Source organism: Deltaproteobacteria bacterium, from assembly GCA_019912665.1.
Lineage (GTDB): Bacteria > Desulfobacterota > GWC2-55-46 > GWC2-55-46 > GWC2-55-46 > UBA5799.
Map to the genome: position 1 here is coordinate 38020 of JAIOIE010000030.1, position 22254 is coordinate 60273.

At 58.5% G+C, this 22254-nt stretch carries 23 protein-coding genes; all 23 read left to right on the forward strand.

Features of this window, described 5'->3' with window-relative positions; genetic code table 11:
• Positions 1–65: 65 nt before the first annotated feature.
• Positions 66–482, forward strand: a complete 417-nt coding sequence (locus tag K8I01_12465; GenBank protein ID MBZ0221231.1) for a prepilin-type N-terminal cleavage/methylation domain-containing protein — start codon at positions 66–68, stop codon at positions 480–482.
• A gap of 12 nt (positions 483–494) precedes the next feature.
• Positions 495–1397, forward strand: coding sequence for a prepilin-type N-terminal cleavage/methylation domain-containing protein (locus K8I01_12470; GenBank protein MBZ0221232.1), 903 nt, complete (start codon positions 495–497; stop codon positions 1395–1397).
• A 2-nt stretch (positions 1398–1399) separates the two neighbouring features.
• Entirely contained in the window at positions 1400–1852 is a 453-nt protein-coding gene (locus K8I01_12475) for a pilus assembly PilX N-terminal domain-containing protein (protein MBZ0221233.1), read from the forward strand.
• On the forward strand, positions 1824–5036 hold the full coding sequence (locus K8I01_12480; protein MBZ0221234.1) for a hypothetical protein: 3213 nt from the start codon (positions 1824–1826) through the stop codon (positions 5034–5036). The genes K8I01_12475 and K8I01_12480 overlap by 29 nt, the downstream gene beginning before the upstream one ends.
• Positions 5036–5386, forward strand: coding sequence for a DUF5666 domain-containing protein (locus K8I01_12485; protein MBZ0221235.1), 351 nt, complete (start codon positions 5036–5038; stop codon positions 5384–5386). Before K8I01_12480 ends, K8I01_12485 begins: the two co-directional genes overlap by 1 nt.
• A gap of 13 nt (positions 5387–5399) precedes the next feature.
• Positions 5400–6278 carry a hypothetical protein gene (locus K8I01_12490; GenBank protein ID MBZ0221236.1) on the forward strand — a complete coding sequence of 293 codons (879 nt, stop codon included), beginning with the start codon at positions 5400–5402 and terminating at the stop codon, positions 6276–6278.
• Entirely contained in the window at positions 6268–6735 is a 468-nt protein-coding gene (locus tag K8I01_12495; GenBank protein MBZ0221237.1) for a prepilin-type N-terminal cleavage/methylation domain-containing protein, read from the forward strand. Before K8I01_12490 ends, K8I01_12495 begins: the two co-directional genes overlap by 11 nt.
• A gap of 461 nt (positions 6736–7196) precedes the next feature.
• On the forward strand, positions 7197–7394 hold the full coding sequence (locus K8I01_12500; protein ID MBZ0221238.1) for a helix-turn-helix domain-containing protein: 198 nt from the start codon (positions 7197–7199) through the stop codon (positions 7392–7394).
• 10 nt (positions 7395–7404) lie between these two features.
• Positions 7405–8472 (forward strand): pilus assembly protein PilM, encoded by a 1068-nt coding sequence (locus tag K8I01_12505; GenBank protein MBZ0221239.1) that lies wholly within the window; start codon positions 7405–7407, stop codon positions 8470–8472.
• Positions 8469–9089 (forward strand): PilN domain-containing protein, encoded by a 621-nt coding sequence (locus K8I01_12510; GenBank protein MBZ0221240.1) that lies wholly within the window; start codon positions 8469–8471, stop codon positions 9087–9089. Before K8I01_12505 ends, K8I01_12510 begins: the two co-directional genes overlap by 4 nt.
• Positions 9089–9727 carry a type 4a pilus biogenesis protein PilO gene (locus K8I01_12515; protein ID MBZ0221241.1) on the forward strand — a complete coding sequence of 213 codons (639 nt, stop codon included), beginning with the start codon at positions 9089–9091 and terminating at the stop codon, positions 9725–9727. Before K8I01_12510 ends, K8I01_12515 begins: the two co-directional genes overlap by 1 nt.
• A 1-nt stretch (position 9728) precedes the next feature.
• Positions 9729–10244, forward strand: a complete 516-nt coding sequence (locus K8I01_12520; protein ID MBZ0221242.1) for a pilus assembly protein PilP — start codon at positions 9729–9731, stop codon at positions 10242–10244.
• Between the two features lie 125 nt (positions 10245–10369).
• The gene (pilQ, locus tag K8I01_12525) at positions 10370–13327 is read left to right on the forward strand and encodes a type IV pilus secretin PilQ (GenBank protein MBZ0221243.1); all 2958 of its coding nucleotides are present in this window, start codon (positions 10370–10372) and stop codon (positions 13325–13327) included.
• A gap of 296 nt (positions 13328–13623) precedes the next feature.
• The gene (aroC, locus tag K8I01_12530) at positions 13624–14820 is read left to right on the forward strand and encodes a chorismate synthase (protein MBZ0221244.1); all 1197 of its coding nucleotides are present in this window, start codon (positions 13624–13626) and stop codon (positions 14818–14820) included.
• Positions 14821–14928: 108 nt separating this feature from the next.
• Positions 14929–15417, forward strand: a complete 489-nt coding sequence (locus K8I01_12535) for a shikimate kinase (GenBank protein MBZ0221245.1) — start codon at positions 14929–14931, stop codon at positions 15415–15417.
• A gap of 62 nt (positions 15418–15479) precedes the next feature.
• Positions 15480–16559, forward strand: coding sequence for a 3-dehydroquinate synthase (gene aroB, locus K8I01_12540; protein MBZ0221246.1), 1080 nt, complete (start codon positions 15480–15482; stop codon positions 16557–16559).
• A gap of 81 nt (positions 16560–16640) precedes the next feature.
• Positions 16641–16853 carry a hypothetical protein gene (locus K8I01_12545; GenBank protein ID MBZ0221247.1) on the forward strand — a complete coding sequence of 71 codons (213 nt, stop codon included), beginning with the start codon at positions 16641–16643 and terminating at the stop codon, positions 16851–16853.
• Between the two features lie 13 nt (positions 16854–16866).
• The gene (locus K8I01_12550) at positions 16867–17226 is read left to right on the forward strand and encodes a roadblock/LC7 domain-containing protein (protein MBZ0221248.1); all 360 of its coding nucleotides are present in this window, start codon (positions 16867–16869) and stop codon (positions 17224–17226) included.
• A gap of 12 nt (positions 17227–17238) precedes the next feature.
• Positions 17239–18324 carry a Xaa-Pro peptidase family protein gene (locus K8I01_12555; protein ID MBZ0221249.1) on the forward strand — a complete coding sequence of 362 codons (1086 nt, stop codon included), beginning with the start codon at positions 17239–17241 and terminating at the stop codon, positions 18322–18324.
• A 220-nt stretch (positions 18325–18544) separates the two neighbouring features.
• Positions 18545–19006, forward strand: a complete 462-nt coding sequence (accB, locus tag K8I01_12560) for an acetyl-CoA carboxylase biotin carboxyl carrier protein (GenBank protein MBZ0221250.1) — start codon at positions 18545–18547, stop codon at positions 19004–19006.
• A 53-nt stretch (positions 19007–19059) separates the two neighbouring features.
• On the forward strand, positions 19060–20394 hold the full coding sequence (gene accC, locus K8I01_12565; GenBank protein ID MBZ0221251.1) for an acetyl-CoA carboxylase biotin carboxylase subunit: 1335 nt from the start codon (positions 19060–19062) through the stop codon (positions 20392–20394).
• Positions 20395–20584: 190 nt separating this feature from the next.
• Positions 20585–21376, forward strand: coding sequence for a lipoate--protein ligase family protein (locus tag K8I01_12570; protein MBZ0221252.1), 792 nt, complete (start codon positions 20585–20587; stop codon positions 21374–21376).
• 70 nt (positions 21377–21446) lie between these two features.
• Positions 21447–22254: tetratricopeptide repeat protein (locus K8I01_12575; GenBank protein ID MBZ0221253.1), on the forward strand; the 808-nt coding region annotated here is incomplete at its 3' end.

The following is a 22254-nucleotide window of genomic DNA, read 5'->3' on the forward strand; positions in this document are numbered from 1 at the left end:
AACGCGGACGACCAGATGAAGACAAGCGTATCCTAAAATACGGGCATGGTAAGGGTGACAACGGGATGCTGAAGCTGATGAGGACCGGCCAGAACAAGGGTTTCACGCTGATTGAACTGCTTATCGCAATATCCGTACTTGCAGTCGGCATACTGGGCGTTGCCACAATGATGACGACGGGCATAATGTCCGGACGGTTCGCGCACATGGTGGCCGCCGAGAGCTCGGTCGCTGTCTCGGTGCTCGAGGAGTTGATGTCCAGGGACGGTTCAGACCCGGTCTTCTCATCTAATATTACGAACGCGGTATACGACCTCGACCCGTCCTCTGCCGCAACGGGCATGGTCGTGCAGGGCAGGATGTACTCTGCAGTCTATTCGGTGGTTCCCAATTCCCCGGTCGCCGGGGTTGCGAGCATAGAGGTGGTTATAACAAGCAACGGACGCATGGCGAGGTACGCATCGCTCAAGAGCGTGCTTTAGGCGGGGCAGTAAATGAGAAATGACGATAGGGGCTTTACGCTCCTCGAACTGATCATAGCGATGGGCATTCTCGGGATGGTTACTGTCGCGATCTTCTCGGTCTATAACACCCAGCGCAAGGTGGCCTATGTAGAAACGGACGTTGCTGACGTGCAGCAGAACGTGAGGCTGGCCGTCCACAGCATACTGAAGGACCTGAGGATGGCCGGGTTCATGGTGCCGGACGGGCAGGACCCCATTGCGTCGGCGGTGGACGGGGCCGGCCCCGTGGCGAGCGACCTCCTTACGATGAATACGACCACCGCGAGCGGGGCCGCGTGCAGGATAGACGCGGAAATGACGGTCGACATCCTGTCAGGGGCCGCCTTCACTCTCGCGGTTTCGTCCGAGCGCGACCTCGACGGCTTCTCCGCCGGGGACTCGGTAAGGATATTAAGCCCCGGCGAGCGGGCCCAGCCCGCGGAGACCGCGTATACGGTCGTATCCAAAAACGCCGCTGTTCCGAGCATAACCTTGAGCCCGCAGTTCGACGGTGGCACCGTGGACCTCAGGCGGGGGTTCATTGTCGCCAGGACGGGAGATTCCCTGCCCGACACTTTTCCGAATACGGTGAGATACTGCCTTGGGCCGGCTGCCGGGTGCGCCCCGGCCGTGCCGTGTCCCGCCGGTAACTGTCTCATGAGGATAATGAATGAAGATCCGTCCGAGAACTCGATAGTGGCCACCAACATAGGGGGGCTCCAGTTTAGCTATGTCCTGGACGGCAGCACGGCCGAGATCGCCGTCCCCGCCGACCTCTCGGCAGTCCGCGACGTAAAAATAGTAATAGCGGGTGAGACCGTGAAAACGGCGGTGCTTTCGGGCTCGCCTAAGACCAGAGAGTTCGCGGCAATCTCAAGGATAAGGAACAGGTGACCATGATGGAAGCGAAAAAGATAACCGGCAACGAGCGCGGGATGGCGCTGGTGATAGCCCTGATCGCGCTATTCCTGATGAGCATACTCGGAGGTATGGTCTTTACCACGTCCAATTCAGAGGTGCTCGGCGCTAAAAATCACAGGGTGATGAACGAGTCGCTCTACGCCGCCGAGAGGGGGATAGAATACGCCAAGAGCGACCCGGCCATATACTCAGCCATAGGCACGGGGTCGGTCGCGATACCGATCGGCGGCGTGAGCCTGGAAACCGTGGCGAGCGACGCCTCCGGGATCGTCGAATATCTGACCCGGGGCAATCCGCCGAGGGGCTCGGGGATGGACGCGACCGAGTTCGAGGCGAACTATTTCGCGGTAAACGTTGAAGGGACCGGCCCGTTAAACTCACGCACGGAGGTAGAGATAAATGTCGCAAGGATCGTCCCTAAGAATTAGTCTCGCCGTTCTTGCATGCCTCGCGTATTCTCACCTGGCTGCGCCTGACGCCTCGGCCCTGGACCAGTACCCCGGGGACACGGTCATTTACGGCGCCACGACCGAGACGATACAGCCCAACGTCCTGGTTATACTGGACAACTCGGGCAGCATGGCCGACTCGATCATATCCGGCGACCCATATACCCCAGCCACAATCTATGCTTCCGTAAACGCTTGCAACGGGCAGTCCTGTTTGACCAATAAGGTCTACCGGTGGAGGTCCACCGGAGGCGGCACGTGGGTAAGCCACATAAACGACGTCAATACCATAAGCTGCAACTCGGCCAGGAACTCTTTTCTTCAGACTGGCCTTTACCAGGGGCGGCTCCGGACCAACGGCTCGTGCTCGAGCACATCAGGGAGCTTCGCGCTGGGCAACTATATCAACTGGCTGACCGCCACCGGCGGCTATCGCCCCAAGATGGATGTGGCGCAGGAGGTGCTTACCAATCTCGTCAATTCTACCGAGGGCGCCAAGTTCGGCCTGATGATATTCAACAGCTCCAACGGAGGACATATAGCCGGGGTGGGCGACAGCTACGGATACGGCGGGTACGACGCGTATATAAAAGATATGGACGAGATCTTCTCCGGCACAACAACCAACAGGACCGCCTATGTCAACACGGTCAACAATGTAGAGCCGACTACGTGGACGCCTCTCGCCGAGACCATGTTCGAGGCCATGCGGTATTTCCAGGGCGGGGCTACGGCGTTCAACGGGACTTACACTTACACGAGCCCCATAGAATACAGCTGTCAGAAGAACTATATAATACTCATCACCGACGGCATGTCCACCGAGGACCGTTCCTCGGTCCTCAGGAGCATCTGCAACAACGGCGACTGCGACGGCGACGGGCACGAGCCAGCCAACGACCCTGACAAGGAATACGATTCAAACGGCTCCGACTACCTTGACGACGTCGCAAAATACATTTATGAAACCGACCTGCTGCCGGATACCGGGGAGGAGAGGACCTTCGGAAGACAGTTCGCCATAACGTACACGGTCGGGTTCGGCCTTGCCGGGGTCGACTACGCCGAGCAGCTCCTCGAGGAGACTGCCTATAACGGCGGCGGAGAGTACTATTCCGCAAACTCGACCTCCGGCCTGAGCGAGTCCCTCAGGCGGATATTGGCTACTATCGTGGAGGACAACACTTCATTCGTGGCGCCCGTCCTTCCTGTAAGCCCCGAGAACCGGACTTACTCGGGAAACAGGATATACATGGGCTTTTTCAAACCCAAGAACAAGGCGTTCTGGAGCGGTAACCTCAAGAAATTCGGCCTGGATTCGGACGGGAACGTTACGGACAGCAACGGCGCCCACGCTACCAATTCCGACGGGAGCATAAGGGACAACGCCACCTCGTTCTGGAGCCTGGTCCAGGATGGCGGCGACGTCGAGCGCGGAGGGGCCGGCGAAGCCCTTGTCGCCCGCACCGCCCCCAGGAACATATACACCTATACCGGGTCGAGCACGGACCTGACCGACCCGACGAACCTCCTTTTAAGCTCCAATACCGCGGTCACCACCGCAATGCTTGACGTCGCGGATGCCACCGAGAGGGACCGCTTGATAGATTACGTGCACGGATACGACTCTTACGACGAGGACGGGAACGGCATTACGGACGAGTTAAGGGCCTGGATAATGGGGGACGTGCTCCACTCAAAGCCGCAGGTCGTGAACTATGACAGGTACTCGTATGTCGATGAGGACAACTGCGGCGTGAACGAGTCTATCGTACTGGTCGGGTCGAATGACGGGATGCTGCACGCCTTCAGCGACTGCGACGGGAGCGAAAAGTGGGCCTTCATCCCGCCCGACCTGCTCGGGAATCTCAAGCACATGCCCGCCGCCGTCCACACCTATTTCGTGGACTCCTCCCCGGTGGCATACACCTACGACGCCAACGGCGACGGCAGGATAGACTCAGGGAGCGACAAGGTAATCGTGATTTTCGGCGAGCGAAGGGGTGGCGGCTACTATTACGCGCTGGACGTGACCGACCCTGACCAGCCGGTGTATCTCTGGAGGATAAGCTCCACGGAGAGCCCGTCCGGGGTGAATACCGAATACGCGGAGCTGGCCGAGAGCTGGTCCGAGCCGGTTTTCGCCAGGGTGCGAGTCAATGTCGGAGGAGTGATAAAGAAAAAAGTCGTGGCTATCATAGGGGCGGGCTACGACAACCTGGCCGAGGACTCCGAGCCTGCTGTCGCGTCCACGACAGGAAGGGGCATATACGTTATAGAGGTGGCGGATATAACCACCACGGGCTCGATAAGCCTCGCCGGGAGCGGCTGGAAGCTCTGGGGGTACACCAGGGCTGATGACGCTGGCATGACAAAGTCCATTCTTTCGCAGCCGGCCGTCCTTGATATCGACGGAAACGGGTACGCGGATACCGTGTACATAGGCGACCTTGGCGGGTACATGTGGCGTCTCAACATCGGGTCAACGCTTACATCCTCATGGGACGGGACCAAGATATTCAGCTCCGGTGGTAGCAGGAAGATCTTCTACAAGCCCTCCGTGACGCTGGAGCCGGGCTACGAGCTCATCTTTTTCGGCACAGGGGACCGAGCCCATCCGCTTTCCACGAACATTTCCGATAGGCTGTATGCCTTGAAGGACAACGGGCAGACCACGGCCAAGACGGAAGGAGACCTCGTTGATGCGACCGACGTGGATTCGGTTAGCATCGCGAGCTCCTACGGATGGTATATCGAGCTTGAGGGCAGCGGTGAAAAGGCACTTGCCGGGGCCGCCGCATTCGGAAAGGTGGCCTATTATACGACATATATCCCGGCTTCAGACGTCGGGGTCTGTACTACGGACAGCAGCGGCACGTCGGTGCTTTACGCGGCCAGCCACCTTACCGCAGCGGCGGCGTACAATTACAACCCCTATAACGACCCTGTGCCTGACGGTGATGACGTTGACGATGAGCAGACGTCGACGAAGGACCGGACTGACAGGTCGAAAGTGATAGGCTCTGGCATAGCCTCGGGCATCGTCACCTCAGTGGGCCCCGGGGGTTTCTCTGCCCTCATAGGCTCCGGCGGGGCCATAATAAAGCCGGATGTAAACGAGAGCGGCTCTAGCATACCACTTTACTGGAGAGAGGTGCGCTGATGAAGATAGCTGTCCTTGTTGCAGCGTTTTTGTTCTTTCTCGCCGCGGCGTGTGGCGCCGAAGAGACAGGGCCGCAGGACTATGTGTTCCTGGACGGCATAATAAGCGATTTCAAGGGGCCGGGGTTCATATTGAACGAGCGCCACACGATAATCGTGACTCATAAGACCGGTTTTTACGATTCATCGGGCAGTAAGATCGCCTCATACAGGCTTGAACCGCAAAAATGGGTGTATGTGGAAGGCTACCCGGGCGCGAACGGGAGCGTTGAAGCGGAAAAGATATATGTCCTGCCGGGGCCGGCACGGAAGAAAGGCAGCCATAAATATGACTTCATGCAGTCGCCGTGAGAACGCATTTCGGTTGATAAAGGGACTCTGTTTCCTTTCCGTCGCCATAGCTCTTCTTTCATCCGGTTGCGAAAAGTCGGGCGGCCCCGAGAAGCCTGAGACGCGGATAGATACGGAAATGGCTACGCTGTCGGTCACTCTCACGCCGGAGCGCCCGGCTGCGGGAACCGACGTGAAGGCGGTCGTCAGCGGGCGGGCCGGCGATGTCGGATTTCTGTGGGAAGTAAACGGAGAGGAGGTCGACGCCAGCGGGGACACGCTCGGGAAAGGCATGTTCCGGAAGGACGATGTCATAAGGGTCACGGCGGAGGCCGGAGGAATGGAGGCGGCGGATGAGACCGTTGCGGCCAATACGCCCCCTTCGATACTGTCCGTAAGGATAAGGCCCGAGGCCTTCAGCGCCGGCACCGAGATTTCGGCGGAGGCAGAGGGGCATGACCCGGATAACGACCTGCTGCGCTATGATTTCGTGTGGTCGGTAAACGGCGAGCGTTTTTACGGCGAGATCCTTCCCGGAAAGCAGGTGAGGCGCGGCCAGGATATTTCACTGAGGGTAGTCGCATTCGACGGCGACGACGAGAGTGAGGCATTCGAGGCCCGGGTCATCTCCGCTAAGAATTCCCCGCCCCGCTTCGTATCGTCCCCACCCGCGGAGTTCTCACGGGTCTTCATATATGAGGTGAGGGCCGTAGACCCTGATGGCGACGATGTAGGGTTCTCCCTCGTTAAGGGGCCTGAAGGCATGGCTTTCAAAGGCAACAGGCTAGAATGGGATGTAAAGAGCGGCGAGGGCCAGCCCGAGATTGTAATATCAGTGGATGACGGCAACGGCGGAAGCTCGCTCCAGACGTTCAGGCTCACCATCGGCAGGGAGGAGCAGGATGCGGAGTAGCGGATATTCGCTTGTCGAGACGATAATAGCTCTAGCCATAGCCGGCGTCCTCGCCGCCATAGCGGTCCCGCAGCTCTATCAGTGGTCTCAGTCGCTCAAGTATAAGGAGGCGGCCTGGAGCATGCTTTCCGGGCTCAGGGACTGCAAGCAGCTATCCATGTCCACTAACCTCGAGCACAGGGTGGAACTGGCTTTGGACTCCAAGAGGTTCAGGCTGGCCAGGGGCGATCGGCCCTCGGGCAGCATCGTCTGGACGCCCGTGAGGCAGTGGGCGGATCTCCCCGAAAGCGCTAGTTACGCGAGCGGAGACGCTTGCGCAAGCACCGCCGACCTGAACATAGTGTTCAGGCCGAACGGCTCGGCCCAGGCAGCGACCCTCTGCATCAAGGATCCGTCTGCTTCCGTAAAGTTCCGCATAAACCTGAACGCAACAAGCGGACGGGCTTCGATAGTTTGACGCCGGACGGCCGCTTCGTGAGCCTGAACCGAGAGGGCCATTCTCGTTTTTTTCCTGTGGCCCTCTGCTATTTTCTCTGGTCGCGCATCAGTAATGCATCCGGCCAGGAACGGCAAGCGACGCGCTCTGGAGGACTCAAGCGAATATTAGCAATAGTTTATGTTTGAGAGAAGCGCCGAGCCCGTCCCCGGTGCCCGTCTTTGCCTCCCCACACCCGCATGGGAACCAGACTACAGCTGGCCAACGCGAAACGCGTGGGGCCACATTATGAAAAAAGTCCTAAACTTATCCGGGTATGCGCCGATATTATAGTTAATTATGTGCCAATTAGAAGAAATATGTTGACAATTATGGCTCATTGGAGATAGATTGCACACAAATCCAGCTCAGATTCGTAATTCCCGTGGCTACGCGGCTCTCCCTCAAGACCATCCATACCGTGTGACTAAAGTGCTTGTGCCATGACGAGAAATAATCTAAAAAAGATACGTGAGGGCATGCTCCTCAGCAAATCCGAACTTGCCAGGAAGGCGGGGGTCTCTCCGCTTACGATAGACCGGGTAGAGAAGGGGTATCCTTGCAGGCTCGAGACGAAACGGAAGCTCATATGCGCTCTAGGCCTAAAGGTCTCCGACAAGGGCAAGATATTCCTGGACTGACGGGGGTAAAATGAACTTTTCCTTCAGCAAGAAAAAGGACGCCGTGGCATTCGACATCGGCTCCAATTCAATAAAGCTCGTGCAGATGAAACGCACCAAGAAGGGCTGGGAGCTCGTGAAGATGGGCATTGCGAAGCTTCCGCCCGAGGCCATAGTCGACGGCTCCATCATCGATTCGATGACAGTCACCAACACGCTCCGCGAGCTCGCAAAGGAGCACGGGGTCAAGGTGAAGGACACGGTCTCGTCGCTCACCGGCCATTCCGTCATCATAAAGAAGGTCAGCTTCCCGGCCATGACCGAGGACGAGCTGGCCGACTCCATCCAGTGGGAGGCCGAGCAGTACATCCCGTTCCCCATAAGCGACGTCAACATCGACTTCCAGATACTCGGGACCGACGCCGAGGGCAGGGGGCAGATGGATGTCATGCTGGTGGCCGTGAAGCGCGACGTCATAAACGACTACACCAACGTCATAAAGGAGGCCGGCCTGAATCCGGTCGTGATAGACGTCGACTCCTTTGCGCTCGAGAACATGATGGAGGTGAATTACCCGCTCGCTCCCGGCGAGAACATCGCCATGGTGAACATCGGGGCGAGCATCACGAGCATAAGCGTGATACTCGGGGGCATCACGATATTCACCAGGTCCATTCCCATGGGTGGCAACCAGTTCACCGAAGAGATACAGAGGCAGCTTAATATAAGCTTCAAGGACGCCGAGGACCTGAAGACCGGGTCGAAAGAGCCGTCCGAGCAGGAGGCCCCGGAGCTCGCCTCAGCGCTGGAATCGGTCTCCACGAACCTCGCGTTCGAGGTGAAGAGGTCGCTTGACTTCTTCCTCGGCGGGGCGCACGGCTCGTACATCAGCAAGATATTCCTTTCCGGCGGCGGCTCCAAGGTCGCGGGCCTGCAGAACCTTATGCAGGAGAAGACGTCGGTGCCTGTCGAGCCGGTCGACCCGTTCAAGGGCATCGAGGCCAACCCGAAGCATTTCGACCCCGAGAGGCTCAAAGAGGCCGCGCCGCTCTTCGGCGTGGCTGTCGGGCTCGCCACACGGAGGTTCGCCGACAGATGATACGCATAAACCTCCTGCCCGTAAGGGCAGCCAAGAAAAAAGAGTCGATACGCCTCCAGCTCACGATAGCCGGGCTGGCCACTTTTTTCGTGACCGCCGTCTCGATCGCGGTATACATCATCGCCGCTGCGGAAGCGCGCGGCCTCCAGGAGCAGATAACCTCCGGGAACCAGGAGCTCAACGAGCTCACGAAGAAGATAGGCGAGCTTTCGAAGATAAAGGAGCAGAAGAGGATAGTCGAGGAGAAACTCGCCATCATAAACCAGCTCGAGTCCGACAGGACCGGCCCGGTAAGGCTCCTTAGGAACATAAGCGAGGCCATCCCGCAGAGGGCCTGGGTCAAGACGCTCAGGGACAAGGACTACCAGATATCGATCGAGGGATACGCGTCCGACGACGAGGTGGTCGCTGAGTTCATGAGGGGCCTTGAGAAGGCCAGGATAGGCAAGGTCGAGCTCGAGGTGGCCAAGAGGGAGGCGGAAAAGGAGACCGGCTCCGAGGTGGTGAGCTTCGTAATCCGCCTTGAAAGGGAAAAACCCGAGAGGGAGACCAAGGCCGACGAGAAAGGCAAAGGCAAGGCGGCCGGCAGGAAACCTTCGGCCAGGGAGAAAAAATAATGGCCCTTCCGATAAAGATAAACCTCGATTCGATACTGAAACTTCCCCTCTCAAAGAGGATACTCATACTCGCGGGCGTGAACCTGGCCGTGGCCGGGCTCCTCTACTGGTTCCTCATCGGCCCCAAATACGCCAGGGTGGCGGAGCTTGACATGGAGCTTTCCGGGCTTACGGTCAAGCTCAACGAGAGCAGGCAGATAGCTGCGGACATACCGAAGTACCTTAAGGAAAAGGAAGAGATGGAGGAGAAGCTCGCGGCAGCCGTCGCGCAGCTCCCGAACGCGAAGGAGATACCCGACCTGATAGACGGCATAAGCGGGGCCGGCGTCCAGGCCGGGCTCAAGATCCTGCTTTTCAAGCCCGACAAGGAGGTCGAGAAGGGCTTCTACGCCGAGGTCCCGGTAAAGATGACGGTGGAGGGCAGGTACGACAGCCTTTACGACTTCAGCGTCAAGATAGGGAACCTCCCCAGGATAGTGAACCTCGGAAGCCTCGAGGTAGTCTCCCAGGGCCATAAGAACCGTGTGCCTGTCCTCAAGACCGACCTGGTGGCCACGACCTTCAGGTTCCTCTCAGGGGAGGGCGCGGCAGAGCCGGAGGAAGAGGGAGACCGGAAAAAAGGAGACCGGAAAAAATAAGATGAAAAGGACACTTTTCATAGCACTGGCGATGTTTCTTCCGCTACTTGCGGCCTCGTGCAGCAAGACCGAAGAGGCGGTCGTGGATAAGGCGGCGAAGCCGGCCGCCAAGAAGGAGCAGGCAAAGGCAGCGGAAACGCCCGTGCAGACGGCGGGCACGGAATCCGGCGGAACTGCCGACCTGAGAAACCCCTTCCAGAGCCATCTAATCGCCTCAAGGGGCATCGAGGGCCCGGCCAGGATCAAGGGCCCGCTCGAGTGCTGCGAGCTCAACTCGTTCAAGCTCATGGCGGTGGTCGTCGGCTCCGCAGACTCCGAGGGCTATGCTCTTATCCAGGCCCCTGACTCAAAGCGGTATGTGATCAGAAGTGGAGACACGCTCGGCACGAGGGAGGGAAAAGTCATGAAGTTCACCTCGAATGCCGTTGTCATCCGTGAGGTATCAAGAGACGAGGCGGGCAAGGTCAGGTCCTCCGAGGATATCGAGCTCAGGCTGCCTGAAAAGACAGGCGCATGATTTTTTTTCAGAATGACCGCCCTTCGCCCGGCATCAGGGTGAGGGCTAGAAAAAGGCCCGGCCATCCGGCCCCAGCCTTAAATGGAATCCAGCCGCTCACAAGGGAAGCATAAACGGAGGTTTTTATGAGTTTGAGAGATGTTCGGTTGAGGCAGGCCCTCATGGGTATCATGCTCGGAGGCGCCCTGACCGCGGCAGGCTGCGCTTCGACCGGCCCAAAGGAGATACAGGCAGAGCCGGCCGCAGAGGCTGCCGCGCCTGCCGCCTCGGCCGTATCGGTCGAATACATCGACGTGGTCGGAGAGGGGGACAGGGTCCTCATCGGGACGACAGGCCCGGTCAAGTTCACCGTCTTCAAGCTGTCTTCCCCGTCGAGGCTGATAGTCGACATGCCGGGGATAGACCTTGAGAAGGTCGCGAAGACCCTTGCCGTCGGAAACGACTACGTCGGCGAGATAACCACGGCAGTCTACGGCGAGAACAAGGATATCGGAAGGATAGTAATAGGCCTCAGGGAAGGCATTGACCACGAGGTCAAGTCAAGCGAGAACAGCATCCTCGTAAGCCTCAATAAGGGAGATCAAGAGGCAGGGGAGGCGGGCTCCCTCAAGCTTGCCTCTGCCGATGCCGTCATCGAAGAGACCCTCCCTGAGACGGCTGCAGCGCCCGCTGAAGGGCAAGCCGAGCCGGATGGGCCAGCCGCCGTAAGCGAGGCCGCAAAGGCGGAACCTGAAACTATAGTCGAAAAGACCGCCCCGGCGAAGAAGGCCACGAAGGTGACCGGCCTTGAGACCGCCTCAGAGGGCGAGAATACCGTTATAAAGGTGTTGACCGACGGCCTGGCCGGCAACCACAACGCATTCGTGCTTGCCAAGCCTGCGAGGATAGTGCTCGATGTATGGGGCGTGCGTAATTCCACGGGCAAGGACGCCAGGAACCTGAATGATAAATATGTGAAGACCGTAAGGATAGGAAGCTACCCTGACAAGGCCCGCTTTGTTTTCGATGCGAAGGGAGAGAAGCTCCCTCCGCATTCCGTAAGGGTTGAAAACGGCGCTATAGTACTGACCGTGGGGCCTGGCGCATTGCAGGCCGCAGCCCCCGCCCCGGCGGTAACGGCGGCGCTCCAGGCAAAGCCTGAGGCCCAGAAGCCCGCGGAAATAGCGGCATCGGCCCCGGAAATTGCAGCTGCCCCGGCGCTCGCTGAGCCTCTTAAGGAACCTGAAGCCGCAAAGCCCGAGGAAGTAGCGGCATCGAGCCCGGCGCTTCCGGCGGTCCCGGCAATTTCGACAGCAGCCGAGCCTGCATCCGAAAAGACCATATCTATAAAGGATGAGGTGAAGGGAACCAATATAGACAGGATAGATTACGCGAGGGTCGGAGATAAGGGGAGGCTTACTATTGCAGGCGCCTCGAAGCTCGAGTACAGGACGAAAGAGAGCAAGGACGGGAAGACAATAGCCCTGGACATCAAGGGAGCGGTCATCCCCGATACCCTGGTAAGGACGCTCGACGCGTCCAAGCTCAAAACGCCGGTCGCATCGGTAAGCTCCTATCAGGATTCTGTAAGCCCCAGCTCGGTAAGGGTGCTCGTAAAGCTCAAGGACAAGGCCGCGTACAATGTCCAGGAAGCCGGCAATTCCATAGTCGTCGACTTCACGGAGGCGGCCGCCGCAACGGATAAGGCGGTCCAGGCCGAGCCCGCCGCTCCGGTCGTTTCCGAAACGAGCGCGATTTCTCAAGAGCTCGCAGAAGCAAAGCGCTACAACGGCAAGAAGGTAAACCTCGACATGATGGACGCCAACATAGCCGATGTCTTGAGGCTGCTTGCCGAGGTCAGCGGCATGAACATCATAGCGTCTGACGACGTAAAAGGTACCATCTCGCTAAGGCTGAAGAACGTCCCCTGGGACCAGGCCTTTGACATCATAATGAAATCCAAGGGCCTGGACAGCGTCCAGGAAGGGAACGTCATAAGGGTCGCGCCCGCGCAGAGGATAAGGCAGGAGAACGAGGCCCTGCTCGCCGCCAAGAAGGCGGGCGAGAAGCTGGAGGACATGGAGATCGAGTTCGTGGCCGTCAACTTCGCAAACGCCGACGAGCTCAAGGACCAGGTCAAGAGCGTCCTTACCGACAGGGGCGAGGTCACGACCGACAAGCGCACCAACACCCTGGTGATAAGGGACATAAGGAAGGGAATAGACGCCGCAAAGAACGTCATAACCAAGCTCGACACCCCCATTCCGCAGGTGCTAATAGAGGCCCGCATCGTCGAGGCGTCTTCGAGCTTCGCCAGGGACCTCGGTATCCAGTGGGGCGTCGACTATTCGGCGGGGAACAAGCACCAGTTCAACACGCTCGGCAGCTCTTCCAGCTTCGGATCATGGGCGTTAAGCCCGGACCGCAGGATAATCGGGATCGCCGAGGAGGGCGGGGCATTCCCTCTCGAGAAGAAGGAATGGCCGTCCAGGCCCGGCGTGAGCAACTATGCCGTGAACCTCCCGGCGACGGGCACCGCGGGACCGCTCGGCGCATTCGGCTTCATGTTCGGTAAAATCGGCGCTAACCCGCTCATCCTCGACCTGAGGCTCACCGCCGGCGAAACGCAGGGGCAGCTTAAGACGATATCGAGACCCAGGGTCACTACCCTGGACAACAGGGAAGCCAAGATCGAGCAGGGCGAGTCCATACCCTTTGAGACGACCTCCGCCGCGGGCACGGCGACGACCTTCATAGACGCTAACTTGAGCCTCACTGTGACCCCGCATATAACCCCGGACGGAAGCGTCCTCATGAGGATAAACGCATCGAGGAACTCCATAGGCACGTTCAGGACCTCCGGCGGGCAGCCTTCCATCAACAAGAAGGAGGCCACCACCGACGTGCTCGTCAAGGACGGAGAGACGACCGTCATCGGCGGAATAGTCATAACCGACAAGAACAACAGCGAGCGCGGCATCCCGTTCCTCAAGGACATACCGGTCCTGGGCTGGCTCTTCAAGAGCAAGTCCGTTGCGGACACCCAGACGGAGCTCCTGATCTTCATAACCCCGAAGATATTGAAGGAGAAGACCATAGGCTAAGCCCCGCCTTTCAACCTAAACGCGAAAAATGCACCCTTCGGGGTGCATTTTTTTATTTATGGAAGGCCTAAAAAGTTATATAAATAATGGGTTGCGGGGCGAGGAGCTCCATCCCAAACAGGTCTAACAGGTTGCTGAAAAAGCAACCTGTTAAGCAATCCTGGATGGATTGCCAAATTGCGAGACTATCCAAGTCGAGCAATTTGCAAGACTTGGACGAATTCACTTCGGCCAAGTCGTGGCTGAAAAAGGCCCGGATGGACTTTTTCAGCATCCTACTGAAAGGGGCTTGAAAAATGCTCAGATACCTTACTGCCGGCGAGTCGCACGGCCCGGAGCTTACGGCCATAGTTGAGGGTATGCCATCCGGCCTGAAGGTCTCCTCAGCCGATATCGACGCGGACCTTAAAAGGAGGCAGTCGGGATACGGCAGGGGCGGCAGGATGAAAATAGAATCCGACCGCGTGGAGATAACATCCGGCGTAAGGAACGGGCTTACCCTCGGCTCACCTGTTACGCTCAAGATACGGAACCGCGACTGGGAGAACTGGAAGGAGATAATGGCCGCCGAGAGCGCTTTATCCGACAGGTCGGTCACGCGGCCGAGGCCCGGGCACGCGGACCTGACCGGCGGCCTCAAGTACGGGCACAGGGACCTCCGGAACATACTCGAGCGTTCGAGCGCGCGGGAAACGGCTATGAGGGTCGCATCAGGCGCGCTCGCCAAAAGGCTCTTAAAGGAGTTCGGCATAAGCGTCTTCAGCTGGGTCGTTGAGCTCGGAGGGGTAAAGGCCGGGAGCGCGGCCCTTGGCAACAGGGGCGGGGCAGAGGCCCTTTTCAGGCTGGCCGAGGCCTCTCCGGTCCGGTGTCCTGATGAAAAGGCCGGAAAGGCAATGATAACCCGCATCGACAGAGCGAAAGAGGCCGGGGACAGCCTCGGCGGCTCGTTCGAGGTCGTTGTGGCCGGGGCCCCGCCCGGGCTCGGAAGCCACGTGCACTGGGACAGGAAATTGGATGCGAGGCTCTCTTTCGCCCTGATGTCCATACAGGCCATAAAAGGCGTTGAGGTCGGACTGGGGTTCGGCGTGGCAGCGCTTCCAGGCTCGGAGGTGCACGACGAGATCTTCTATAGAAGCGGGCGCGCTAAAAGCAAGTGGTGGCCTCGCTCGCCGAGGTTCTGGAGAAAGACCAACAACGCGGGCGGCGTAGAGGGGGGCATGTCGAACGGCGAGGCTATAGTCCTCAGGGCCGCCATGAAGCCCATACCGACTCTCTATAAGCCGTTGAGGTCAATCGACATAGAAACGAAAAGGCCCTTCAAGGCCAGTGTCGAAAGGTCTGATGTGACCGCGGTCCCGGCAGCCGCGGTCATAGCCGAATCGGCCGTGGCATTCGAGCTGGCCAACGCCTTCATCGAGAAGTTCGGCGGCGATTCGGTTAAGGAGATCGCGCGTAACTATCGGGGCTACCTCGACGATATAGCCGCTTATTAAGCCTCAGGCGGGAATAAGGGAATCCCGGTAAATCACTGGATATGCCAGGTCTTTAAAAACGCGGTATTCAGGACGGCGACGGAAGTGAATATAGTTCTTGCGGGCTTCATGGGCACAGGGAAGACGACAGTCGGAAGAGTCCTTGCCAGAAGGCTCGGCCATAAGTTCGTGGACATGGACGAGCTTATCGAAAAAGAGGCCGGCATGTCCATATCGGAAATATTCGGGAAAGAGGGCGAGGCCCGCTTCAGGGCAATAGAGACCGGCATCATAAAAAGGCTTGCCGCGGGGGATTTCGGCGGCAAGCTCGTGCTTTCTACCGGGGGAGGCGCCGTTGTCAATCCCGGGAACCGTGCCCTTTTCAGGAGCTGGGGCACGCTCGTATGCCTTACGGCATCAATTGACGAGATACTCAAGAGGGTCGGGGACAGGGACGACAGGCCGCTCCTCCCGGCTGGCGAGAGGCGGGAGGCGGCGCTAAGGCTCCTTCGCGAAAGGGAACCTGCGTACAGGGACTGCGACCTTGAGGTGGAAACCACCGGAAAGAGCGCTGACGAGGTCGCGGACATAATCGAGAGATACGTGCGCGACGCATAAAAGGAATATAGCAGTATCAAGAGTTTGCATTTGAAGTTTAATATATCTTCGCAAGGCGGAAAATGGGCGCCATAAGGGTAGAGCTCAAGGAAAGGTCGTACGACATCCATGTCGAGAGGGGTATCCTCAAAGGCATGGGCAGTCTCGTAAGGGACCTCGGCCTAAAAGGCAGGGCAGCTGTCATAACGAACCCCACGGTCGGGGAGCTTTACGGCGGAACAGTCGTTGAAAGCCTTGCCTCGGCAGGGCTCGATCCTTTTTTAATCACCGTGCCGGACGGCGAGGAATACAAGAGCATTGAGGAGGCCTCGAAGATATACGACGCGCTCATCGCGGAACGGTTTGAGAGGTCCTCCCCCGTAATAGCGCTCGGCGGCGGGGTCATAGGGGACATGGCCGGGTTCGTGGCCGCGACATACTTGAGGGGCGTGCCTTACATCCAGGTCCCTACGACACTCCTTTCCCAGGTGGACAGCTCCGTAGGCGGAAAGACCGCGGTAAACCATCCGAGGGGGAAGAACCTCATAGGAGCATTCTACCAGCCCAGGGCGGTATTCATAGACCCAGACGTGCTAAAGACCCTTCCGGAAAGGGAGGTGAAAGCGGGGCTTGCCGAGGTCGTCAAATATGGGGTCATATGGGACTCCGGTTTTTTCGCGTTCCTTGAAGAGAACGCCTCGAAGCTCCTTACGCCAGGTCCCGAGATAGAGAAGGCCATAGCGGCCTCGTGCAGGATCAAGGCCGAGGTCGTCGGCCTTGATGAAAAGGAGGAGGGCCTCCGGTCCATCCTCAATTTCGGCCACACCTTCGGCCACGCCATAGAGGCGCTCGCCGGGTATGGAGCGTACAGGCACGGCGAGGCGGTCGCAATCGGCATGCGCATGGCGGCCGGCCTCTCGGAAAGGCTCGGCCTTTGCCGCGAATGCGGCCCGAGGATCGAGGGACTCCTGAAGGCCCTCGGCATCCCCTTTTCGCCTCCGGCAATACCACCTAGGGACTTCCTCGATGCCATGAGGCTCGATAAGAAGGTCGTCGGAGGGAGGATAAGGTTCGTGCTGGCGATAGAGCTCGGGAAGGTAGTCCTCCAGGAGGTCCCGGAGGAGGATATCCTCGGATTTCTTGAGTCTTACACGCGCGAATGAGCACAGGGGAGGAACCCCTTTTTATCTTGACTTGCCGCCGTTTCTTTAATAATTTAGGACATTAAACCAGGGCCGGAGAGCATGAGGAACATAAAGGCCGGAGATGATATCTTTTTTACCGCAACCATGGCCGAGGTCCTGGAAAAACAGGGCCTTTACGAGGACGCCCTGATTGTCTACAAGATCCTGGCCGATACGAACCCCTGGGACCAGTCACTGAGTTTCAGGATAGAGCGTCTCAAGGCCCTTGCAGCCGGGCGCGGAAGGAAAAAGCCCGCCAGGGACGAGAACTGAGAGGTCGGGAAAGATGCCTTTCAAGAGCATATTGAAGGAACTGGTCGAGGCTATCGACGGCGGCGTTGCCGCGACTCTCATGGGCAGGGACGGCATATCCGTCGAGCAGTTTATAAAGTCCGGCGGATATGACGTCGAGACCGTCGGGGTCGAGTACGGCAAGGTAGTGGACGAGATAGGAAAGGCCTCCGACCTCCTTAACCTGGGGAGCGTCCAGGAGGTCATGGTCTCGACGGCCTCCGTGGACATACTCCTCAGGATGGCGTCAGAGGACTACTACATAGCGTTCGTCCTCGCGGGCGACTCCAATATCGGAAAGGCAAGGTATCTCCTCCGGAAGGCCGCAGTTACGGCCTCCGAGGAGCTTCGCTGAGAGGGCAGGCGCTTGGGGGCTAAGCGGGAACCGGACTACAGGGGGAGGCTGAGGGGCCTGAGGACGCTCCTCGGTGATAAGCTTGACGCCATCCTAGTAAGCGACCTCAAGAACGCGAGATACCTTTCCGGCTTTACCGGCTCGAACGCATTTATTGTCGTAACGCACGACGAGGCGTTTTTCCTTACTGACCCGAGGTACACGGCCCAGGCCAGGGAAGAGGTCAAGGGCTTCAAAATACGGATATTCAGGAAGGCGCTGGACGAGATATCCGCGCTCGTACTTGAGAAGAGGATAAAGGCCCTCGGCTTCGAGGCCCCGAACCTCAATTATGCCTCGTACAGGAAACTCGCCAAGGCGCTCCCGAAAGTAAGGCTCCGGCCTGCGGACGGCCTTATAGAGCGCCTGAGGGAGAGGAAGGACCTCTTCGAGGTCGAAAAGATAAGGGCCTCGGCAAACCTTCTTGACGTCGGTTTCAGGAAGGCCGCGCGGCTTGTAAGGGCGGGCGCGATCGAGAGCGAGGCCGCTTTCTCCATAGAGGTGGACCTCCGGAGAAAAGGCGCCGAGGCGATGGCCTTCGACACGATAATCGCTTCTGGCGAGCGCGGTTCACTCCCGCACGGCAGGGCGTCAGGGAAAAGGATAAAAAAAGGCGAGCTCGTTGTTGTGGATATGGGCGTCCTGATGGACGGATACAATTCTGACGAGACCCGCACTTTTGCTGCCGGGAAGCTTAAGCCCCGGCAGAGGGAAATATACGGCATAGTAAAGGACGCCCAGTCAGCCGCCATCGATGCGATAAGGCCGGGCAGAAGGGCTTCCGAGGTGGACGGCGCGGCGAGGAAAGTCATAGAGAAGGCCGGGTACGGTAAGTTCTTCGGGCACGGGACCGGCCACGGGGTCGGGCTCGACATCCACGAGCGCCCCTCGCTCGGCCCGCTCTCCGAAGACGTCCTCGATGAGGGCATGGTCGTCACAATAGAGCCCGGCATATATCTCCCGGGCTACGCCGGCGTGAGGATAGAGGACATGGCGCTCGTAGTGAAGGGCGGATGCGAGCTCCTTACGAAGACGGCGAAGGAATTGATCGAGGTATAACGGGATGTTGAAAAGTCCTTCCTGGACTTTTTCAACCACGGCTTGGTCGGAATGGATCCGTCCAAGCCTCACAAATTGCTCGACTTGGATATTCTTCGCAATTTGGCAATCCATCCCTGGATTGCTTAGCAGGGTATTTTCAACACCCTGCGAAAAGGTGCATTGGGGAAGGCAAGCGCATTTTGAAATCGTTCTTGAGGAAGACGTCTGAGGAGGACCAATGGACATAAAGGACATAAAAGCCATCTACAAGTTCCTGAGGGAAACGGATATCGTCGAGTTCGAGCTGGAGGGGCCGGACGGCAAGGTGAGGCTCAAGAGGGGGAACGCCTATGCCGCGCTTCCCGCAAGGGAAGCGGCCATGCCGGAAGCCGCGCCCGCCAGCGCGCCTCAAAAGGAGCCGGTGAAGGAAGACGCCGGAAAGGCCAGGCCGGACAACATAAAGGTCATTACCTCGCCGATGGTCGGCACTTTTTACAGGTCGCCCTCGCCCGAGGCCTCGCCCTTCATCGAGGTCGGGTCGGTCGTGAAGAAGGCCCAGACACTCTGCATAATAGAGGCCATGAAGCTCATGAACGAGGTCGAAAGCGACTTTAACGGCAAGGTCGTCTCGATACTCGTCGAGAACGGCCAGCCCGTAGAGTACGGCGAGCCCCTCTTCCACATAGAGGTCTCGAAATAACCCGCACCGCGCCGGTTCGGCGCGGCCCGCAGGGGAAACCGCAAAGGATACGGATGTTCAACAAGATACTGATAGCTAACAGGGGTGAAATTGCGGTCAGGATAATCAGGGCCTGCCGCGAGATGGGCATAAAGACGCTGGCGGTCTACTCCGAGGCCGACAGGGAGGCCCTGCACACGAGGCTTGCCGACGGCGCGATCTGCATAGGCCCGGCAAAGAGCAAGGACAGCTACCTGAACATCACCTCGCTTATAAGCGCGATGGAGGTGGCTGACGCGGAGGCCGTGCACCCCGGCTACGGCTTTCTTGCGGAGAACGCGGGCTTTGCCGAGGCCTGCGAAAAATGCGGGATCAAGTTCATCGGGCCGACCTCGAACACCATGCGCCTCATGGGCAACAAGGTGCAAGCCAAGCGGCTCGCCGAAGAGCTTAAGGTGCCGGTGCTGCCCTGGAGCAACCGCGGCCTTTCCGACGAGAAGGAAGCCCTGGAGGTATCGAAGAAGATAGGCTTCCCGGTCCTCATAAAGGCCGCGTCCGGCGGGGGCGGAAGGGGCATGAAGCTGGTGCACACGCAGGCGAGCCTCGCGAGCGCCTTCAATACCGCCAAGTCCGAGGCGGTCGCCGCGTTCGGCGACGGCGAGGTCTTCATAGAGAGGTTCTGCGAGCTCCCCCGCCACATAGAGATACAGGTCATGGCCGACGAGCACGGGAACGTCATCCACCTCGGAGAGAGGGAGTGCTCCATACAGAGGAGGCACCAGAAGATACTTGAGGAGTGCCCGTCGCCCGTAATGGACGCGAGGCTCAGGCACAAGATGGGCGAGTCCGCGGTGAGGCTCGCCAAGGGCATCGGCTACTCGAACGTCGGCACGGTCGAATACCTCCTTGACAAGAACAAGAACTTCTATTTCATGGAGATGAATACCAGGGTCCAGGTGGAGCACCCGGTAACCGAGATGGTCACCGGGGTGGACCTCGTGAAATCGCAGATAAAGATAGCGCTCGGGGAGAAGCTCCGCCTTAAGCAGAGAAACATGACGATGAAGGGGCATTCCATAGAGTGCCGCATAAACGCGGAGGACCCCAAGACCTTCATGCCCTGCCCCGGAAAGATAACCGAGCTCATCATCCCCGGCGGCCTTGGGGTGAGGGTCGATACCGCCATATACTGCGGCTACAACGTGCCCCCTCACTACGATAACCTCCTTGCCAAGCTCATCGTGCACGCCGATACCAGGGAGGAGGCCATCGCCAGGATGACCAGGGCGCTTGAGGAGTTCCACATAGGCGGCATAAAGACGAACATACCGCTTCACTTGAGGATAATGAGGGACCACGATTTCATTGCCGGAAATACCAACATAGACTTCCTCTCGCGGTTCACCTGACAGGGTGCTGAAAAAGCCCAATCTGCTGCGTCGTCTTCAAAATGGCAACTACGGCGTACAAAAAAAGTACGCCTCATTCCTCATTTTTCGACTCCTTGCATCTTGAGCTTTTTGAGCACCCTGATGAGTTTTATCCGACGGCGCGTCCCTGACCTGGGCCATGCCGGACCTTAATCATCTGGAGAGCCCGATGGACTGGAGGCTTATAATAGACGGAGACCTGCCAGGCCAGGTGAACATGGCCAGGGACTCCTCCATTCTCAGGTCCCTCGAGTCGGGGAGCGGCCGTCCGACGCTCAGGCTCTACGGCTGGGACCGGCCCACCATCTCGCTCGGCTATCTACAGGACCCCGGCCCGTTTCTGGGCCTGGGCCTGCCTGTAGTAAGGAGGGTCACGGGCGGCAGGGCGGTCGTCCACTGGCACGAGGTCACCTATTCGGTAACCGGGCTCTCCGACGACACGCTCTTTTCAGGCGGCATTACCGGCGCATATTCCGTTATAAGCGGGTGCATAGCCGCCGCCCTTAAAGACGCGGGGGTCGAGGCCGCGCTTTTCAAGGGCAGATCCGGCGCTGGACGGAGCAGGGCCTGCTTCCAGTCGCCGTCCAGGTTCGAGATCATGGCAGGCGGAAGGAAGCTTGTCGGGAGCGCCCAAAGGCGCTTCAGGCGCGCATTCCTGCAGCACGGCTCAATACTCGTTAGCGCCGACCTGGAGCTTAACGAAAAGGTCTTCGGCCCTGGATTGGCCTCCGCGATGGCCGCTGTGGACGAGTGGAGCGGTATAGGGGCCGGAGAGCTTAAAAACCTGCTTGTCAGGAGGTTTTCCGAGGGGTTCAGTGCATCCTTCGAGGCCTCGGGGCTCTCAAGCTGGGAAGAGAGGCTCGCAGGGGAGCTCGAAGGCGGCCTTCTCCTTGCCTGTTCCGGGAGCGCACCAGGACAGGCCCAAGCTCTTGATTTTTCACGTAAAAAAAATATGTTATAATTTTTTTGGGTTTGGCCCTTTGGATTTCTACGGAATTGCCGATATTTCGATATGGTAGTATCGGGGGTATATGGCTCTTAAGGAAAAACTCATAGACAAGGCCCAGAAGCTCGCCCAGAAGGGCTATTTGGATAAGGCCATAGCCGAGTACAGGGCGGCGGTCGACGCAGACCCCAGGGACATCTCCATACGCCTCAGGATTGGCGACCTTTTCGTCAAGCTCGGGAGGAAAGAAGATGCCATAAAGGAGTATACCGAGGTCGCCAAGGCCAATGCCCAGAGGGGCTTCTACCTGAAGGCCATAGCCGTCTACAAGCAGATATTGAAGCTTGACGACGCGATCGAAGTCCACAACAAGCTCGCCGAACTCTACACCAAGCAGAGGCTTATCGCGGACGCGATAAGCGAGTACAGCTATATCGTCACCTACTTCGAGCGCCGCGGGAAATCAGCCGAGGTGCTCGATCTTCTCAAAAAAATGGTCGAGGTGGACCCTGACAACATAGGGGTCCGCTTGAAGCTCGCCGAGATATACCAGCGCATGTCGTTCGACAAGGACGCCATGGCCGAGTATTCGCTTATATTCGACAGGCTCGTCTCGCAAGGCAAGCTCGACAGGGCCGAGAAGATGTACCAGGGCCTTTATAATAGCAGCCCAGCGAACGAGCAGGTCATGGCAGGCCTCGCGGAGGTCTATAGGCTCAAGGGCGATACCCACCAGCAATTGAAATTTCTCAAAGCGCTCCTTAAGTCTTATAACGCCTCTTCCAGGACCGATGAGGCAAAAAAGACGGCCCTGGCCATAAGCGAGATAAGCCCTAACGACCCTGATGCGGCGGTCTTCCTTAAAAGGACGGAGGAGGACGGGTGGGCGGGGC

What these genes read in the sequence shown, in the direction of transcription:
- K8I01_12475 (MBZ0221233.1), top strand. Translation starts at nt 1,400, where the DNA reads ATGATGGAAGCGAAAAAGATAACCGGCAACGAGCGCGGGATGGCGCTG.
- accC (MBZ0221251.1), top strand. Translation starts at nt 19,060, where the DNA reads ATGTTCAACAAGATACTGATAGCTAACAGGGGTGAAATTGCGGTCAGG.
- K8I01_12550 (MBZ0221248.1), top strand. Translation starts at nt 16,867, where the DNA reads ATGCCTTTCAAGAGCATATTGAAGGAACTGGTCGAGGCTATCGACGGC.
- K8I01_12495 (MBZ0221237.1), top strand. Translation starts at nt 6,268, where the DNA reads ATGCGGAGTAGCGGATATTCGCTTGTCGAGACGATAATAGCTCTAGCC.
- accB (MBZ0221250.1), top strand. Translation starts at nt 18,545, where the DNA reads ATGGACATAAAGGACATAAAAGCCATCTACAAGTTCCTGAGGGAAACG.
- aroC (MBZ0221244.1), top strand. Translation starts at nt 13,624, where the DNA reads ATGCTCAGATACCTTACTGCCGGCGAGTCGCACGGCCCGGAGCTTACG.
- K8I01_12505 (MBZ0221239.1), top strand. Translation starts at nt 7,405, where the DNA reads ATGAACTTTTCCTTCAGCAAGAAAAAGGACGCCGTGGCATTCGACATC.
- K8I01_12480 (MBZ0221234.1), top strand. Translation starts at nt 1,824, where the DNA reads ATGTCGCAAGGATCGTCCCTAAGAATTAGTCTCGCCGTTCTTGCATGC.
- K8I01_12485 (MBZ0221235.1), top strand. Translation starts at nt 5,036, where the DNA reads ATGAAGATAGCTGTCCTTGTTGCAGCGTTTTTGTTCTTTCTCGCCGCG.
- K8I01_12500 (MBZ0221238.1), top strand. Translation starts at nt 7,197, where the DNA reads ATGACGAGAAATAATCTAAAAAAGATACGTGAGGGCATGCTCCTCAGC.
- K8I01_12545 (MBZ0221247.1), top strand. Translation starts at nt 16,641, where the DNA reads ATGAGGAACATAAAGGCCGGAGATGATATCTTTTTTACCGCAACCATG.
- K8I01_12515 (MBZ0221241.1), top strand. Translation starts at nt 9,089, where the DNA reads ATGGCCCTTCCGATAAAGATAAACCTCGATTCGATACTGAAACTTCCC.
- K8I01_12535 (MBZ0221245.1), top strand. Translation starts at nt 14,929, where the DNA reads ATGGGCACAGGGAAGACGACAGTCGGAAGAGTCCTTGCCAGAAGGCTC.
- K8I01_12520 (MBZ0221242.1), top strand. Translation starts at nt 9,729, where the DNA reads ATGAAAAGGACACTTTTCATAGCACTGGCGATGTTTCTTCCGCTACTT.
- K8I01_12510 (MBZ0221240.1), top strand. Translation starts at nt 8,469, where the DNA reads ATGATACGCATAAACCTCCTGCCCGTAAGGGCAGCCAAGAAAAAAGAG.
- K8I01_12465 (MBZ0221231.1), top strand. Translation starts at nt 66, where the DNA reads ATGCTGAAGCTGATGAGGACCGGCCAGAACAAGGGTTTCACGCTGATT.
- K8I01_12470 (MBZ0221232.1), top strand. Translation starts at nt 495, where the DNA reads ATGAGAAATGACGATAGGGGCTTTACGCTCCTCGAACTGATCATAGCG.
- K8I01_12570 (MBZ0221252.1), top strand. Translation starts at nt 20,585, where the DNA reads ATGGACTGGAGGCTTATAATAGACGGAGACCTGCCAGGCCAGGTGAAC.
- aroB (MBZ0221246.1), top strand. Translation starts at nt 15,480, where the DNA reads ATGGGCGCCATAAGGGTAGAGCTCAAGGAAAGGTCGTACGACATCCAT.
- pilQ (MBZ0221243.1), top strand. Translation starts at nt 10,370, where the DNA reads ATGAGTTTGAGAGATGTTCGGTTGAGGCAGGCCCTCATGGGTATCATG.